Origin of the sequence: Enterobacter genomosp. S (genome assembly GCF_001631805.1) — a bacterium.
In the GTDB taxonomy this organism is placed as follows: domain Bacteria; phylum Pseudomonadota; class Gammaproteobacteria; order Enterobacterales; family Enterobacteriaceae; genus Enterobacter; species Enterobacter quasihormaechei.
Map to the genome: position 1 here is coordinate 21,713 of NZ_LVVA01000005.1, position 15,354 is coordinate 37,066.

The window sequence follows — 15,354 nt, forward strand, 5'->3', positions numbered from 1 at the left end:
CATGATTACATCGCAATCAGCCCCAGCGCGGCAAGATGCACCGCATAGAACAGCGGAAAGAATTCACGCGGCCAGAACCTCGGCACCGCGCCGCAGGTGCGGCTCAGCACCGTCAGCGTCACGCCCGGGATAATGAGCCCCGCGACGGCCATGGCCGCCCCGTCTGCGGCATTCAGCGCCAGCATCGTCAGGGCAAGGCAGCACGCAAGCCCCGTGCGCGTGGTGCGCCGCCCGGTCATGAACACACCGCAGGCCAGAAGCAGCATCATCACGCCCGCAATCCCGTAGCTCGCTCCCGAAAACGGCAGCCAGACCGGAACCAGCATCAGAGGCAGCGGCCACGCCTGCGGCCCGTGAGCCTGCATCAGACGCAGCGCCTGCCCGCTTACCGCAAAGGCAAACAGGATATTGCCCGCGTCCGGACGCAGCCCCGCCAGTATCCACCCGCCCTGCGCCACAACGGCCCAGCCCCAGAGCCGGTTCAGCGACCGCTGGCGAACGACCGGATGCCGGGCGAGGTTCATCGCCCAGACGAGGCCAAACAGCGGGAACGCCCCGCGTCCGGCCAGTCGCAGCCATTCGCTGTCCAGACCGAACAGCAGGCTGACGTGGTCGGCCACCATCAGGATCAGCGCCACGGTTTTGATAAGGTCGGTCTGCCCCGGCGTCCAGATAAGCAGCCGCTGGAGCCAGCAGTCGGCCACCACGACCAGAGGGAAAAAAGGATTATCTTCAGCACGCATCAGTCGCCTCCCAAAGTCTTTTCACGTTCCAGCACGCGCACCGTGTCGCGCTCCATCTGCTGCAGGCGGTCGCGCTGCACGTTTTCGTGCACCACCCTCGATACCGCCTCATCCCGGGCGCGAACGTCCGGGCTTTCAGGCAGCGTGACGTCCGGTGAACGCTCCCGGTTTTTCCCCTCGCCCAGCTCGCGCACCAGCTCCCTGACCGCACCGGCAGCATCTTCCGACTTCTCGTCCCCGCGCGCCAGCTCGCGCACCGCATCCTCGGCCCGCTTCTCCAGCTCGTGCCGCTGCTGCGCCTCAAGCGCCTGCTGCGCCAGCACCTCCGGCGGGATTTTCTCGCCGTGCTGCGTATCCGTCCCGTCGGGTACAACGTCAGCCCAGACGCGGCCGCCGGTGATGGCACCCGGATTCCACGGGCGGCCTTCAGCATCGCCAATACGGACCACCACGCCGCTCTGCGGGTTCTCCCGCGCCAGCCGCACACCTTCTGCCATATCCCCCGCCATCAGCGACTCGCCGTTTCGGCTGGCCTGAAGGCCGACAAACGCAGCGTCTCCGCTGCCCATCACGCGCCCTTCACCGCTCAGCCCCTGAAGCCGCCCGTCCCCGTCGGTCAGGGTGCTAAGCCAGACGCCCGCCTGCCTGCCGTTGCGGTCAAAGGCAGGCAGCGCCACGTGCGGCTGCGGGTATTTCCTTCCCGGAGAGATAAACTTTGCCAGCGTAGTCTCAGGCCGCAGCCCGGCCTGGCGCAGCGCGGCGCGGCCCGCCGGGACCTCGCCCAGCCCCTTTGCCGATGCCGTGAGGCGGGCGGCGTTCACCACCGCGCGGTCGTTGCGCGGCTCCACGATGTCGTGAGCGGTGCTTTTCGCCTGCGATTTTTCCATGGCGGCCACCCACTTCTCGCGGTTGTCGGTGTAGACCTGCGCGTGCTGCTTCATGCGGCTCAGCGCCACGTAGGCCGACTCGAAGTTCACCATCTGCTTACGCCCGCCGTCCGTGCCCTGAAGTGAAATGGAGAAAGGCTCGCTCGCGCCCTGGGCACCGTGGACCGTCACGGCGTAGGCGAGGTCGATGTGCTGCTCCGCGCGCTCTGCCGACGGGTTGACCGTGCGGGTCTGCTTCCCGTCCGTCAGCGTGACGCTGTCACCTTTAATGTCGCTGACCGTCCAGACGCTGTTGGCCACAAAGCCCCGCTCGTTGTCGCTCTTCGAAAAGCGCATCCGGTCGCCTTGCGAGACGGCGATGGCGTCCTGGCGGTACAGCGTCACGCCTTCGGTCGCCGCCTGTGCGGGTGAAAGACTGCGGGTATTGCCCTGTTCGTCCTTCAGCGTCACCAGGTGCGCGTCCTTATCCAGCGCGTCTATTCTGTAGTAGGTGTTATCCAGCAGGACCATGCTGCTGGCGTGAGTCTGCCAGGTGTCCATTCGCCGCAGCTCGCCGTCGCGGATGTTTGCCGGCGTCAGCACGGGCAGGATCGCCTCTTTCTCGCCCAGCTCTCCCGCCTCGCGGCGCGCGTCGTGGATCATCGTATTAAGCTGGCGCCGGTCGGCGTTCAGGGCAGTGATCACGATGGTCTGCGCCTGCGCCTGCGGCGTGCGCCCCGTGTAGTCCTTCACGATGGCCTCCAGCAGCGTTGCGGGCTGCCCGCCGGGCGCCAGGTCTCCGGCCTTAATCGCATCGGCAATCGCCTTCTCGTGCTCGCGGCTGAACTCCATGACCGAACCGTCAGGCTGCCACGCGTCCGGCCTGCGCGGAACCTGCTGCGGCGCCACGCTCTCAAGGGTGGTCAGGGCGCTGCCGATATTCCTCTCAATGAGGCTGTACACCGCTGGCCGCAGCGCAGGCGTCTGGCGGACTATCTCATGCATCACCGCCGTATCGATGGCGCTGCGCTTCTGAAGCAGCCGGAAGGGCTGGCCGGGCGCGATGGACTGTAGCTGGTCGGTGTCGCCACTCGATACCGCGCGGCCGCCGCCCCCCGCAATCAGGCTGTACGCCTTCGCCATGTCGGCGTTGCCCACCATCGAGCTTTCGTCGATGAGGAACAGCACGTTGCTGAAGTCCGGCCGCTCGCCGCCGCGCAGCAGCTGCTGTGTGTCGTGGATAAAGGCCGCCAGCGTCTGTGATTCGGGTACGCCCGCATCGCGCATCTCCCCCACCGCCCGGTGAGTCGGGGCCAAGCCGATAACGCGCGGCCGCTGCTCTTCCGGCAGCGTGCCGATGGCCGACATGACTGCCCTGAACTGCGTCGTCTTGCCCACGCCCGCGTAGCCCTGGACCAGGGTAAAGCGATCGGGGGACTCCAGAATCATGCGCGTGGCGTTCTGCTGCCCGTCGGTCAGGCCCGCCAGCTGCGCGTCCGGAACCTTGCCCATCAGCGGGGTGACGGCATCCTTTCCCTCAAGAACGTGGCGGATAATGCTTTTCTCAGCGTTGTAGGACTGACGCGAGACGAGCTGTTGCAGCCCGTTCCCCTGCGAAACGGGGACCGATATCAGCGCCCCGCTGCGCGTCTGGCGCGCAATTTCATCCTCAATCGCGGCCAGGCTGAGCTTGTCCTGTGCGAAATCCTTCGCGGCGGCCATCAGCTGCGGTCGGGTGAACGCCAGCCCGTTACCCTCAAGCGAGGGAATGGCAAGATGGATGGCCTGCTGCTCCGGCGTGTGCAGCGCGGCCTTCTGATGGACCAGCGCGTCGCCAAGAGAGTCCTTTCCGGCGGCCTCCTTCACCTGCGTCGTCACCAAGGTCCAGGCAGACTGGCGGGACAGCTTCTCCTCCGTTTTCTGCACCGTCTGCGCGGAATAGAGCCTGACCTCAGCACCGCTGCGGGCCAGGCCGTTCAGCGTGGCGTTATCCATCTCGCGCTGCGTCAGCGAGGCGTAGACCGTGGCGCTGTCGCTCACCGAGCGGCCCGGCGACTCCACCCAGCCCTGGCCGATCTTCGGTGCCGTGAACGGGCTGTCGCCCGCCGGCAGCACCGCCTGCGTTTTTCGCCCCGGCAGGCTGACGTGGATACCCTTCTCATCGATGCCCGTCACGGTCACGCTGTCCCCGCCCTTCAGGCGCGCGCCCTGCGTCTGGCCCAGCACGGCCAGGCGGTCACCTTCGGTCACCTGAAGGGTGCCGGTGCGGTAGAGGGACCAGCTGCTGTCGAGTTCCGTCAGGCGGGTCACCTGCGTTTCACCCTGCGCGTTGCGCAGCGTCAGGCTGTTGTTACGGGCGGTGACGCGATGGATAACGAAGCGCTCGCGGCTGCGCTCTTCAGCATTCCAGCGCTCCATCACCATGCCCTCCCGGTAGTGATCCCGAACCTGCCGGTGGCGTCCGTCAAGCCACACCGGCTCAAGCGTGGTAATGCTGATATCGCGCTCGCCCAGCACCTTTTCACCTTTCAGGGCATCGCGCACGGTGGCCGCCAGCGCCGCCTGCTCGCGGGCGCCGCTAATCTGCACCACGGCCTCCTTGCCGGCACGAATGCTCTTCGCAAAGTCCGCCGCCAGGCGATCGTAGCGTTCGCGCCTGTCCGGCTCGCTGATGACCGAGACACGGGTTTTCTCGCCGCCCTGCCAGGCCAGCGTACTGACGCCCGCCTCCTTCATCACGGTCAGCGCGCTGCCGGTTCCGGTGCGCTGGCCGCTGTCAGCAATCAGCAGCTGGACGTTATGGCGCAGCGCGCCGTCGAGCAGCGTCAGCGTCTCTTTCAGGGTCAGCTTCTCGCCCTGGTCGACTATCAGCGTGCTGCCGGGAATGAACGTCATCCCTTCAGTCAGTCCGCGCCTGTCGGTGATCAGCTCGCCGCTGAGGCGCTCATCCCTGGCCAGGTTTGCGGCCGAACGGCGGTCAGCGGCCATAATCTGCACGTCGCGGCCCTGCTCGCGCGCCATCATGACAAGCTCCGCAACGCGCTCGCGCTGTCCGGCCGCGCCGCCCTGTCCTGAGATGATGGCCACCGGAGAGCGGTCCTGCGCCAGCACGCTGACGGCATCCCCGAACGCCCGGCTGCGGGGCACGCTTTTGTCGGGAAAGACGTCCACGCGGCCCTGCTGCTGAAGCTCGCGCGACAGCGCCGACACGGACAGCTCGTCCAGAACATGAACGTTTGAGGTGAACAGCCCCTTCTCTTTATCGAGCGGGATCAGCTGCTCGTTTTTGATGGCCGCATCGATGCCTTCCCGCGCCTGCTCAATCATGCCGGGCCGCGCGGGCAGCTGGCCGAGGGTGGTGGCCAGCAGTTCTGAGTAGGTAAACCGCGCCCGCCGGTCGCTCAGCATGGCAATGCTCTGGCTGACCGCCGCGGGCGCATCAGGGGATTCCGGAGTGCTCACCGGAACGGCACCTTCACGTACCCGCAGGTCTGCGGCCTCACGGTAGGCCTGGATATCAAAGCCCGTCTCCTTCAGGGTGGCCATCCATTCGGCCATGCGCTGCTCCGGATCGACCTTCTGCTTGGACTGGCGGGTATCGAGTGCCGCCACGTCGCGCGACTTCAGGGATGCATCGTCCCCGACCGCCTCGCGTATGGCCTTAGTGCGGCTGGAGTACGGCTCCGTCGGGACGCCCTTCAGCTCCCACATCCCGTGTTTGCCGACCGTTTCGGTCTCGTAGCCCATTGCCGTCACGTCGTCCTTCAGCGCGGCGCGGTACAGGCGGCCAAAGGCTATCTGGTTCGCGTAGACGTTTTCGATAAAGCCGGTCTTTCCGATTTTGTCGCTGCTGAGCGTGCGCCAGGTTCCGTCGTGCTGCGTGACGTTGGCCACCACGGCATGGGTGTGCAGCTGCGGCTCCTGGTCGCGGCTGGTATCGTGGTTGAACAGCGCCATCACCAGGTTGCCGGTCAGCTGCGTCTCGCTTTTGCCGTCGGTCATGACGCGCGTGGAGGCCAGCGCCTCGATCTGCTTAATGGCCGTGTCCACGGCGCGGTTGTGGGCGTCGATGAGGCGCGTGTCGCCGCCCAGCATGGCCATCACCGAGATGCTTTTGGGCGCTGAAAACGTCAGGTCGTAGCCAGGACGGTGTTTGTTGGTCCCGTCCTGGGCGCGGCTCAGATCGCTGCCGTCGGGGAGCTTTCCTTCCAGCACGCGGGTGAAGGTTTTCACGTCCACGCTGCCGCTGAGTCCCAGCGCCTTGGCGCCTTCACCCGCCCAGCGTTCGCCCATGCTGCCGATAACGTAGTAGTTGTCCTTGTCGGTATAGTAGTTGCCCGCGCTGCCGGCAGACTTAACCGAGCCGATGCTCATCATCAGATGTATCCTCCCGGCTCAAGATCGTCGTCATGCGTCCTGTGAACGTTGATGTTCACCTCTTCACGCCTCTGCCGCTCCTGCGGCGTCAGCTCGTCCTGCTCCGCCTGCCAGGCCTCCCAGGCAGCCATATCGACCACTTCGCCGCTTTCATCAATGCCCGGCGGCAGCTGTTCTGCCTCCTCTGCCTTCGTCTCGAGCACCGATTCGGTGCCGCCGGAGCCCGCAACGGCGGCGGTCGCAGCAGCAGAGGTACTGGCTGCGACAGGCGCAGGACGTGGCGTTATAACAGGGGCAGGCTGTGGCTGCTGTGGCTGCTGTGGCTGCTGTGGCTGCTGTGGCTGCTGTGGCTGCTGTGGCTGCTGTGGCTGCTGTGGCTGGCCAGCATTCTCCGGGCCTGCCACCGGAGCAACGACTTCCGTATCCGGCTCGAAAAGCATGGCCACGCTGCGGGACTCGGCCTCCCGGGCCGCGAGCGCCGCATTGAGGCGCTGCTCGGCCTTGTCATCGATACGGCGCTGAATGAATTCAGGCGCCACCTTCGGGCGCTCCTGATATTTCAGGGCCATCTTCACCGCCGGATACGGCCCGGGAAGGGTGACGTAGCAGGACAGGTCGGGCAGCGTCTGGATATCGGAGTAGCTGACCAGGGTCACGCGCTCCATATCCTTGCCGACCGACGTACCGTCACGCACCGGGTCCACACCGTAGGAATACTGCTCTGAGGCCTTGAGGATTTCTTTCTCGCCGATTTCACCGGCGGCGAACTCGGCGATATTTCTGGAAGGGGAACGGAAGAACGCGCGGGTGTTCAGCACGTCGAACAGCGTTTCCGCGGGCTTCTGGCCGTAGATATCCTCCAGCTGGGCATAGGACTGGATGCCGATGACGTAGCAGCCGCCGAACTTACGCGCCTCCGGCAGGATTTCAACCAGGTCCGGCAGCTTGTGCAGGGTCGGCAGTTCGTCGGCAAAAATCCAGACGCGGCGGTTGCGGTTCTCCCCCATGGCCAGCAGGCCACGGATGGCAATGGACAGCCACATGGAGATGACCGGCTTCAGGGAGGCATGAGTATCGGCATTGGATGAGATAAACAGCCAGCCGTTCCGCCCGTCTTCGCGCACGCCGCGCATCCAGTCGCGGATGGTGAAGGGTTCGCCGTTGTGCTCAATACCCTGAAGGTAGCGGATGGCCTTGACGTAGTTGGTCAGCACAGCACGAATCGAGATAGCCGTCTTTTCAATTTTTTCTTCAACCAGGTTTGCCGCCGGAGAGTTCTGCAGGTACGAGCGCAGCTTCTCAATCTTGATGGAGAGCAGCGTGTCGACCAGCTTGCTGTAGCTGCGGTCCTTGTCGTTACGCATCAGGTAGGCCGCTTCGGCAAAGATGGTGCGCCCGGAGCCCTGCCAGAAGGGGTCTTCTTTCGTGCCCATCGGGATGAGGGTGTTGGAGACGTTGTCGAAGTCAGGCTGCGTCAGGCACTCCCGCCACAGGTCCCATGCAGCGCAGCGCGCATCCAGAGGGTTAAGGATTTTATCTGTGGCCGGATCATAGTAGCTTTTGACGAACTCACAGGAGCGGTCATACACGATGACCATATCGCCACGCTGGCGGGCGTAGTTCATCAGACGGCGGATAACTTCTGATTTACCGGCCCCCACGGTACCGTGCAGACAGAAGTTCTGGATCTCCGAGTCCTTAATAAGCGGCAGCTCACCGATTTTGATGTCGGATGCGAGACCGTCGCGCCTGAGCATTTTCGCCACCGCTTTCGGGTCATCAGTCAGCTGGCGCCCTCCCGTTATCTCGTCCTCACTCTGCTGCTTACCCTGATGGCCCAGAATCCAGGTGGTGACAAAGAAGGTAATAACGCACACCACGGCCGCGATGATGGCGGCAAGAATAAAGGCCGTCCAGACCTGGTCTGCGCACCACTGGATATATTTGTCCTGCAGTATTTGCTGCGCGTTGTACTTCAGCTCATGGCCGTAATAACGGATGGTATAGACAGGCTGGGATTTGAAAATATCGCGCATGGGGGCAAGCGTCTGACACCAGTAATAAACCATGCCATTAACAAACGTCTGCCACGACAGCTTCACGGTGAGCGTCAGGGCAACGATGATCCCGAAGAGAATAACGAGACAGTACAAAATGATGTTGGCGATCTGGCTGAACATGCGGATGCGCATGCTCGCGATCTGACCGCCCTGGGTCATATCCTTGGCATTAAAACTCATGATGTCGGTCCGGTGGTGTGTGCCGTCACACTGGCGGCAAAGGCAAAGTATTCCGGCGTTGCCGGCAACCCTTTATGACCGCACAAAGATTTGTGCAGCCATAAAGCGTTAGTATTGAAAAAGGGGATGGAGAGCAACGGAACAGTAAACGCCGTTAAGCAGTCAATTTAAATCTCCTAGAATTTGATTCAATGAAAATTAAAAGACTCCGCCGAAGGCGGCAGCACCTCACAAGCGAACAAGTAAACTTCGCACCTGCTCACCGTTCATGTGAGGAAAAAATCTTGAAAATTAAGAACTAAGGAGCGCAAAATTCACTAACCGAACGATTAAATTCGGTTAGTGAAGAGCAGGAAATCATATTTTATTGCAGTTTAATTCCTTTATTTCTAACCGATTCAATAACAGACGTCAGGGTAGCTAACTGATAACGACCAAGGTCAATATTCATCACCATAAGTGTTAACAAAAGACTAAAACCGGTAACAACAATGAAAACAACTACATTAATACCGTTATATGCAGAAAAAAATGACAAGCATGGGAATATAGCAAAAATAGCCACTCCATAAGCTTTACATTTCTTTGCTAAAAAACCAAAGAACAACGACCTTTTCCTGAAAGATTCAGGTAAAGAAAGGAAGAGTGAGCGGGTATTCGCGGTTGCAATGATAGAAAAAACGCCCACAACTGCTGCAAAAATCATTGATGCAGTCCTATCAAGACCCGTAGAAAGATCACTTACCCCATATGAAAAATATGAAGAAAGTAAAAACCAAAACATACATATCAAGCCAGGCCAGATACAACTCCAGAATGAGGGGATCGTTAAATCCTTCTCAGTCAAAATTAATTTTAACTCTTCAATTTCACCTTGTATTATTTTATGGGTTAACATCCCTTCCTCCCTATCCCTTGGATTTCTCGTTTTTTAATTTAGCTGCCTTATCCAGTAGTTCTTTAGTTGAATCCGCGCCAGGCAGTCTGGTTTGATGTTCTTTCTTATCATTATAAGTATCTTTGAAATCATTTTCTTTTGTTTTGTGGTCTCTTTCCAATTCAGCATTCTCTTTTCTTACATCAACGCCTTGCTGTTGTATGTTTTCACGGGTTTCCTGATGCTGTTGTTTATTCTCTTTAATCATTCCATCCACTTTCTGATCCACATTATCCTTAATACCCGTCTCTTGCGTTATAGCATCGATACGACCAGAATTTTGTCCGTAGTCGGCCATTACCGAATCAATGTCTCCACCACCTGCCGCCCCTGTCATATTCTGACCGATGCTTTCGCGACCCTGTTGATACGTGCTATCAATCCTGGGTTCAACCTGCTCTTTGACGAATTCACGCGCCAGGGCTTCACGCTGCGCCGCAATTTCAGGAGAACTGGTGTTGGTCAGAATGGCCTCAGCATCTTGCGGAGCACGATGCTGAACATAGTTTGCAAACTGCTGAGTCAGATTTTCGCTCATCTGGCCATTCATGCTCTCTGTGCGCGAAGCCATTTCACTGTACTCATGGCTGCGTGTCCGGCTGCTTGTATACTGGTCATAGCTGCTTTTGGCACTGGAGAGCGACGCGGCAAACTGGTCAACACGCGAGCTAGCATTATTATCGGTAATATTGCCTGATGTGGTGGTTTTACGGCTGGTAAAGTAATCCGATGCTTCCTTAAAGTCTTTCGCCGCCTGGCTGCTGGTATCATGCCTACTTTCATGAGATTCCCTTTCAGATTCGTTTGTCGAGTCAGTAGAGCCACTTGATGCATTCACTCCTGCACTGATTCTAGCCCCACCTTCAGCACTGAGCCCTGTAGCCCATTTACCCAGTTTCCCTGCCAGTTGATCACCACTACTCCATTTTGCATTACCATATATCTCACCTGATACCGTTCCCTTCCTCGACTCATCCATCAACTGCTGGAAAGACTCTTCATTACTTATGTTATGGGCCTTAGCGTTAGCAACAACCGCGTTCCACATCTTACTTCTGGCCATCGAATCCTGAGAGGATTCAGTACTGTCAGCCCCCATCGTCATCGAGGAACTGGTCCCCATATTAGTACCGAACTGCTTTAGGGTATTCCACGCGCTCGTCACGCTCTGGTTATAACCATGCAGGGCATTTTCTGCCTGAGCCTCGGATTCTCTGGCCATCTGCTGCTGTGCGCTGGCAATCTGACGGCCGACGTTAATATCTACCGGCAGTTTCGACATCGCGCTACTGGTATCCCAGATCATTGAACCGTCACGAGTCTGGGTTCCCATTCCACCGTTTGAAAGCTGCCGACTCATCTGGCCGAACAGGGTCGAACTGTTGGTGTTAAAACTGTTCCCGCTGACGTTTTCGGTTTGCATATTCGCGTAAGAGTAGTTGCCGTCCACCGCTCCCGCAGCCGCCATCGCCGCCGGGCTGATGGCTGAAGACGCCAGGTGGCTGTAAAGGCTTGAGAAGCTCGAACCCAGGCCTTTCAGGATCCCCCACGCCAGCGGCGGAATAAGCATCGACAGGTAGCCCGCAGTGGTGGCGAGGTCCGAGTATTTCAGCTGCACCTGCGACAGCTCGGAGAGCACCACCGGTGAACCGTTCGCCTTCGCATAGAACGTCATGCAGCTGTTCAGGATGGCGTAAAGCAGCGGCCAGCTCTGCACCCACATAATCGCCATGACGTAGCCCTTCAGCACGTTAAGCGTGACCGCGTTAAACATGCCGCCCAGTACCATGAGGGGGAAGATGCCGATGGTCAGCCCCACAATCAGCGTCTGGGACATCGGGAGGGAGCGCAGGGCCACCTGGCCGACCGTCGCATGCGCCAGGCGCTGCTTCTCCATTGAGGACGTGGTGGCGATGTTCAGCAGGCTCGATGTGTCGCCGTTACGTGCCGCATAGCCCATGATGCCGTCGCGCAGGGCGTTCATCGTCACGTTCTGACGGATTATCTGCGAGGCGCTCGCCCCCGAGTTGTAGAAATAGCTGTAGCTTTCCCCGAGCATCTGGTTTAGCAGCAGATCGGGGTTCGGACGCCCGCCAAAGATCCAGCGCGCGTAGTAGCTCCAACTCTTTCCACCAGTTTGGGTATCAAGGCCCAGCTTCTGTTTGAGAATCACCGCGGCTTCTGCGCAGGATAAAAATGCCTTTATCTCTGTTTGTCCCTTATCACCGGTGGTCGTAAAATTTTTATAGTTCGGTACCTGACGCAGCGGGCTGGGTTTAGAGAAAATGATGGTGTAGGGATCGGTGCTGTTCATCAGTTCGTCAAGGGTGTACTTACCGTTGAGGAAGATGTCGCCCATCACGCAGTTCTGCACGTAGTCCGGGAACAGCGTGGCAATTTCCGGATTCTTCGACATAAAGTCGGTACTTCGCGCGACCAGGTTTGCACCGAAGAGCATGCCGGTCTTGCTGTAGGTCACGCTGTCCGGCTGCGAAAAGACCATCTCGTAGCCCTGCACCAGGGCGTGCCCGATGGTGGTCGTCAGCGACGCCGGTAGCGCAAGCCCGACCGGCACGTTATCCACCTGGTACACCTTTGTCAGATCGCTGTTGTCGATAATCTGCACCGGCGTACGCACGCTGACCAGCAGGGACATCAGAACGATCGTGGCTATCCAGCCCAGCATGTCCATAATGTTATGGCGGCGCAGCCAGGAGACGGCCACGACCAGCACCGAGAGCGCAGTCACGATCCGGCGGATGATGGCCCAGCTGTCGGTGTTCATGAAAGTCACTATCGCGTTCAGCGTCTGGCTCAGCCAGTCTCCGCCCGCAATCACGTATATGGCCTGCATCAGCGTGCCCCTCCGAAGTGATAGTTGTTCTGATAGCGCTGAAGCATGCGGGCCGAAACCTGCTGGCGCATGTAGCTCATCTGGCGGTCAACGACCAGCAGCGCGTCCTGCTGCACCTGCACCTGTGCCTGGAAGGACGCGATCTGCCGCGTGGCTTCGTTGAGGTTGTTATTGATGCTGTCGATAACGGCCTGGTCATAGTTACCCGTGGCCATCATGGCCCGCGCCTGTTGCACCATCTCCTGAATGTACTGAAGCAGGATGTCGTAGCCGATGTAGTCCGTCAGCTGGTAGACGAGGCTGTCCGAGACGCCCAGCATCATCGGGTCCACCAGGTACTTGAAGACCGGAATGGTGGTGCCGGAGATAAACCCCTTCTCCTTGTCGGTCAGTGCGGTGTCCGTGGCGGCCTTGTTCTGGATGCTGGAGAGAATGTCCTTTATCTGATTTTTGAGGGCATTCTTTTCGCTGATGGTGACGGTCGCGTCGGCTGCCACCTTCAGGCACTTCTCGCTGTCGTTGCAGTGGTAAATTCTCGCCGTCCCACCCTCCATTACTGCCTTAATGATGTCGCGGTCGGTAGTACGGGCAGGCAGAGGCGTGATGTTCCCCTTCTCATCAAAAATCAGGGTCCCGGTGAGGGTCATGATGAATTCCCTCAGCTCTTTGTTCCCGCTGAACATGCCGTTCTTGCCCAGCGAATGCCAGATGATGTTGATGTTTTTGGTGATGCGCTCTTCGTCCTCTTTCCCGGCCTTATCACGCACCTTGTCGAGGCTGCCCCCCACGGTGCAGCCCTGGCGGGATGCCGCCCAGTCCGCAAACATATTGCTTTCACCGGCAATGTCCTGGCACACCTTGGTCTGGGAGACCTGAGTACGCGGGAACAGCCCGCCGACAATGCCCTGTGCGGCCTGGCAGGAGCTCAGGTTCATGCTGTTGATGTCGCTGGCCATCTTCTGGAGGAAGTCCTTGGCCGTCTTGATTTCCGGCACGGTGGTTTGCAGGGCGAGGTCAAAGAAGTAGCCCGCGGCGTTGGACATAATCTGCTTGGCGAAGCGCTGGAGCTGGTCGCTGTTGATATAGCTGAACGAGCCGAGGTAGGCATCGATGCCCCCGCACCCGGCGTTGATGTCGGGTAACGACATGGAGACCAGCTGGACGGTCTTAACCTGAGTGCGGGCGTAAAGCGAGCCGCCTGTGGCATAGCCCGCCGCCTGCCCCTGCCAGACCTGTGGCTGGCTGGTATTGGACGCAAAGCCCAGCTTGTTGAAGAAGCTGTTCATGTCGCTGTTCACGTCGGCGCTCACGCTCGCTGAACACGCGAGAAGGAGGCCACACAGCATGGAGAGCGGTTTACGGATGAACATCTGCGTCCTCCTGACCTGCCAGCAGGGCGCGCTTTTTCATTTTGCGCTTCAGGAAGAAAATCCGCCGGTTTGTCTCAATAACGTTCAGGCCCGAATAAACGACGGCGGCAACGGCCAGCCCGCCGCTCAGCGCGAAAAAAATCAGCGGAATAAAGTACATCAGCACGTTCCACAGATCTTTTACCTGCCGGTGCCCGTCCCTGAGCCAGTCGTCAACGCAGGCATCAAACACATATACCAAAAAGATACGGGACAGTATGCCCGCGATAAGCAGGATGCCCGCCCATTCCAGATAAGCGGCATGACGGGCGTCATTTTTTCGCGCATTCAGCGTAATAAGCTCAGGCGTTGTCAGTCCCTGCATCGTCAGTGACGTCTTCATATCGTGTTCCTTCAGGTCGTTATTATGTTCAGCCATTGTTACCCGCTCCGCGCATCTGGAGGACGGTGTCCATGCGGGCCATAAAGCCCTGTTCGTCCGTCGCCCCCTGAAGCAGCGGGAGGGCTTCAAGGGTGTTTACGTTCACGAGAAAGGTTGTCGGGGTTGCCACGGGCAGGTTCGGGAAGAAGGTCTTCATCACCTCCGGCGGCGCGGGCAGGGCTTCCGGAAAGGCCGCATCACCCTGGCCGTCGATGGTGTAGGCCATCACCCCGAAACCAACCTGCTGCGAGAGCGACTTCAGCACCGGGTCGAACTTGTGGCAGTAAGGGCAATGTCCCTGCATGAACAGCACCACCTTCCAGTCGGCCAGGTTGACCTGCTGTCCGTTGCTGAGGCGGTACCAGACGGGTGGTCTGGCGGGCGCGGGCCGTGCGGCGGCGGTATCCGGCTGCTGCGCGCCGGTCGCTGCACGTATGCCCTGCGGGTTCCACAACGATTTGATCTCGTCCAGCGTGGAGGCCTGTGTGGCCATACTGAAGATAAGCGCGGCGGCCGCGATCGCTGAGTTAGCCTTCATGATGCCCGCCCTCATCCTGACGCTTCTCTGCCTCGCGGGCCTGCGCGATCCAGCGGTTAACGATGCGGTAGCTGCCCCACAGCGCCATCGACAGGCCGATTATCTGCGCCAGCGTAACGGCCATGGACGGGTTGTGGCGCACCAGGCGCGACACGATATGAAACCAGATGCCCAGGCTCAGTACCCAGAGTCCGGGCACGTCAAACTCGGGCAGGCGAAAACGAAATCTGCGCATGGAAACTCTCCCTGTTTTAAAAGTTGGGGGCAAAATCGGTTGAAACGTTGAGGAACTGCTTCGCCAGGTCGTCCTGGCTGATAAATCCGTAAGAAACGGGTTTGACGGTGCCGCTTTTCGGGTCGGCCAGCATCAGGGCCGGGAAGTGGCTGATGCCGAGGCGAGCCGCCTGCCCGCTGTCAATACGGGTGTCCGGCAAAAGCGGATTTACGATGCCGTCCACCGAGACCGGGATAACGCTGAGGTGATAGGTCTCGCGGAAGTTGTTGATCACCTGGGCCAGCTGGCCATCGATCGGATCCTGGCCGCGGTAAAAGAACATCACGCCGTAATGCTGCGCCAGGGTCTCGATAGCGCGGCGCTGGTCGGCAAAGTCGGCGGCCAGCTGGTTGCGAACCGTGCCGTTGTAGTGGCTGTGCTGGAGGTTATAGTCCAGCTCCGGATGTTCAAGCATCGCCTTTTTGGCGCTCATCGAGAACAGCCCGGCCTGCTGTGTCCAGTAGTTCTGTAGCCGGAAGTACCGGACAAAGTTCTCCACGCCCGGATACAGAATGGCCTCGTACATGGCGCGCTTCGTCGCCTGCTGGAGCGTGGCGAGCTTTTCCATAATGTCCTGCTGTGCGGGGGCGGGCGGCGTAACCGTGGTTTCGGCATCAGGACGCCTCTGGTTCTCGTTGTACCACTGCCATCCCGCGTCGTTTGCTGACACCGGCAGGGCAGGCATCACAGCCGTCAGCCCCACAGCAATGCTGATTAAGGTGCGTTTATTCATG

At 59.7% G+C, this 15,354-nt stretch carries 10 protein-coding genes; all 10 read right to left on the reverse strand.

Annotated elements, in window-relative coordinates; translation table 11 throughout:
- Nucleotides 1-5 precede the first annotated feature (5 nt).
- Nucleotides 6-743: a type-F conjugative transfer system pilin acetylase TraX gene (gene traX / locus A3466_RS05580; RefSeq protein ID WP_063449747.1), complete on the reverse strand. Its 738-nt coding sequence runs from the start codon at nucleotides 741-743 to the stop codon at nucleotides 6-8.
- Complete coding sequence (gene traI / locus A3466_RS05585; protein ID WP_063449748.1) at nucleotides 743-5,986, reverse strand: conjugative transfer relaxase/helicase TraI; 5,244 nt, start codon at nucleotides 5,984-5,986, stop codon at nucleotides 743-745. Before traI ends, traX begins: the two co-directional genes overlap by 1 nt.
- Nucleotides 5,986-8,226: a type IV conjugative transfer system coupling protein TraD gene (gene traD / locus A3466_RS05590; protein WP_063449749.1), complete on the reverse strand. Its 2,241-nt coding sequence runs from the start codon at nucleotides 8,224-8,226 to the stop codon at nucleotides 5,986-5,988. Before traD ends, traI begins: the two co-directional genes overlap by 1 nt.
- 364 nt (nucleotides 8,227-8,590) lie before the next feature.
- Nucleotides 8,591-9,124, reverse strand: a complete 534-nt coding sequence (locus A3466_RS05595; RefSeq protein WP_063449750.1) for a hypothetical protein — start codon at nucleotides 9,122-9,124, stop codon at nucleotides 8,591-8,593.
- A 10-nt stretch (nucleotides 9,125-9,134) separates the two neighbouring features.
- Entirely contained in the window at nucleotides 9,135-12,017 is a 2,883-nt protein-coding gene (gene traG, locus A3466_RS05600) for a conjugal transfer mating-pair stabilization protein TraG (RefSeq protein ID WP_063449751.1), read from the reverse strand.
- Complete coding sequence (traH, locus tag A3466_RS05605) at nucleotides 12,017-13,387, reverse strand: conjugal transfer pilus assembly protein TraH (protein WP_063449752.1); 1,371 nt, start codon at nucleotides 13,385-13,387, stop codon at nucleotides 12,017-12,019. The genes traG and traH overlap by 1 nt, the downstream gene beginning before the upstream one ends.
- Nucleotides 13,374-13,769 (reverse strand): conjugal transfer protein TrbF, encoded by a 396-nt coding sequence (locus A3466_RS05610; RefSeq protein WP_245167732.1) that lies wholly within the window; start codon nucleotides 13,767-13,769, stop codon nucleotides 13,374-13,376. Before A3466_RS05610 ends, traH begins: the two co-directional genes overlap by 14 nt.
- Before the next feature lie 28 nt (nucleotides 13,770-13,797).
- Nucleotides 13,798-14,346 (reverse strand): type-F conjugative transfer system pilin assembly thiol-disulfide isomerase TrbB, encoded by a 549-nt coding sequence (gene trbB / locus A3466_RS05615; protein WP_063449754.1) that lies wholly within the window; start codon nucleotides 14,344-14,346, stop codon nucleotides 13,798-13,800.
- A complete protein-coding gene (gene traQ, locus A3466_RS05620) occupies nucleotides 14,336-14,581 on the reverse strand; it encodes a type-F conjugative transfer system pilin chaperone TraQ (RefSeq protein ID WP_063449755.1) in 246 nt (81 codons plus the stop codon). Before traQ ends, trbB begins: the two co-directional genes overlap by 11 nt.
- Before the next feature lie 16 nt (nucleotides 14,582-14,597).
- Entirely contained in the window at nucleotides 14,598-15,353 is a 756-nt protein-coding gene (traF, locus tag A3466_RS05625; RefSeq protein ID WP_074160942.1) for a type-F conjugative transfer system pilin assembly protein TraF, read from the reverse strand.
- Between the last annotated feature and the right edge of the window lies 1 nt (nucleotide 15,354).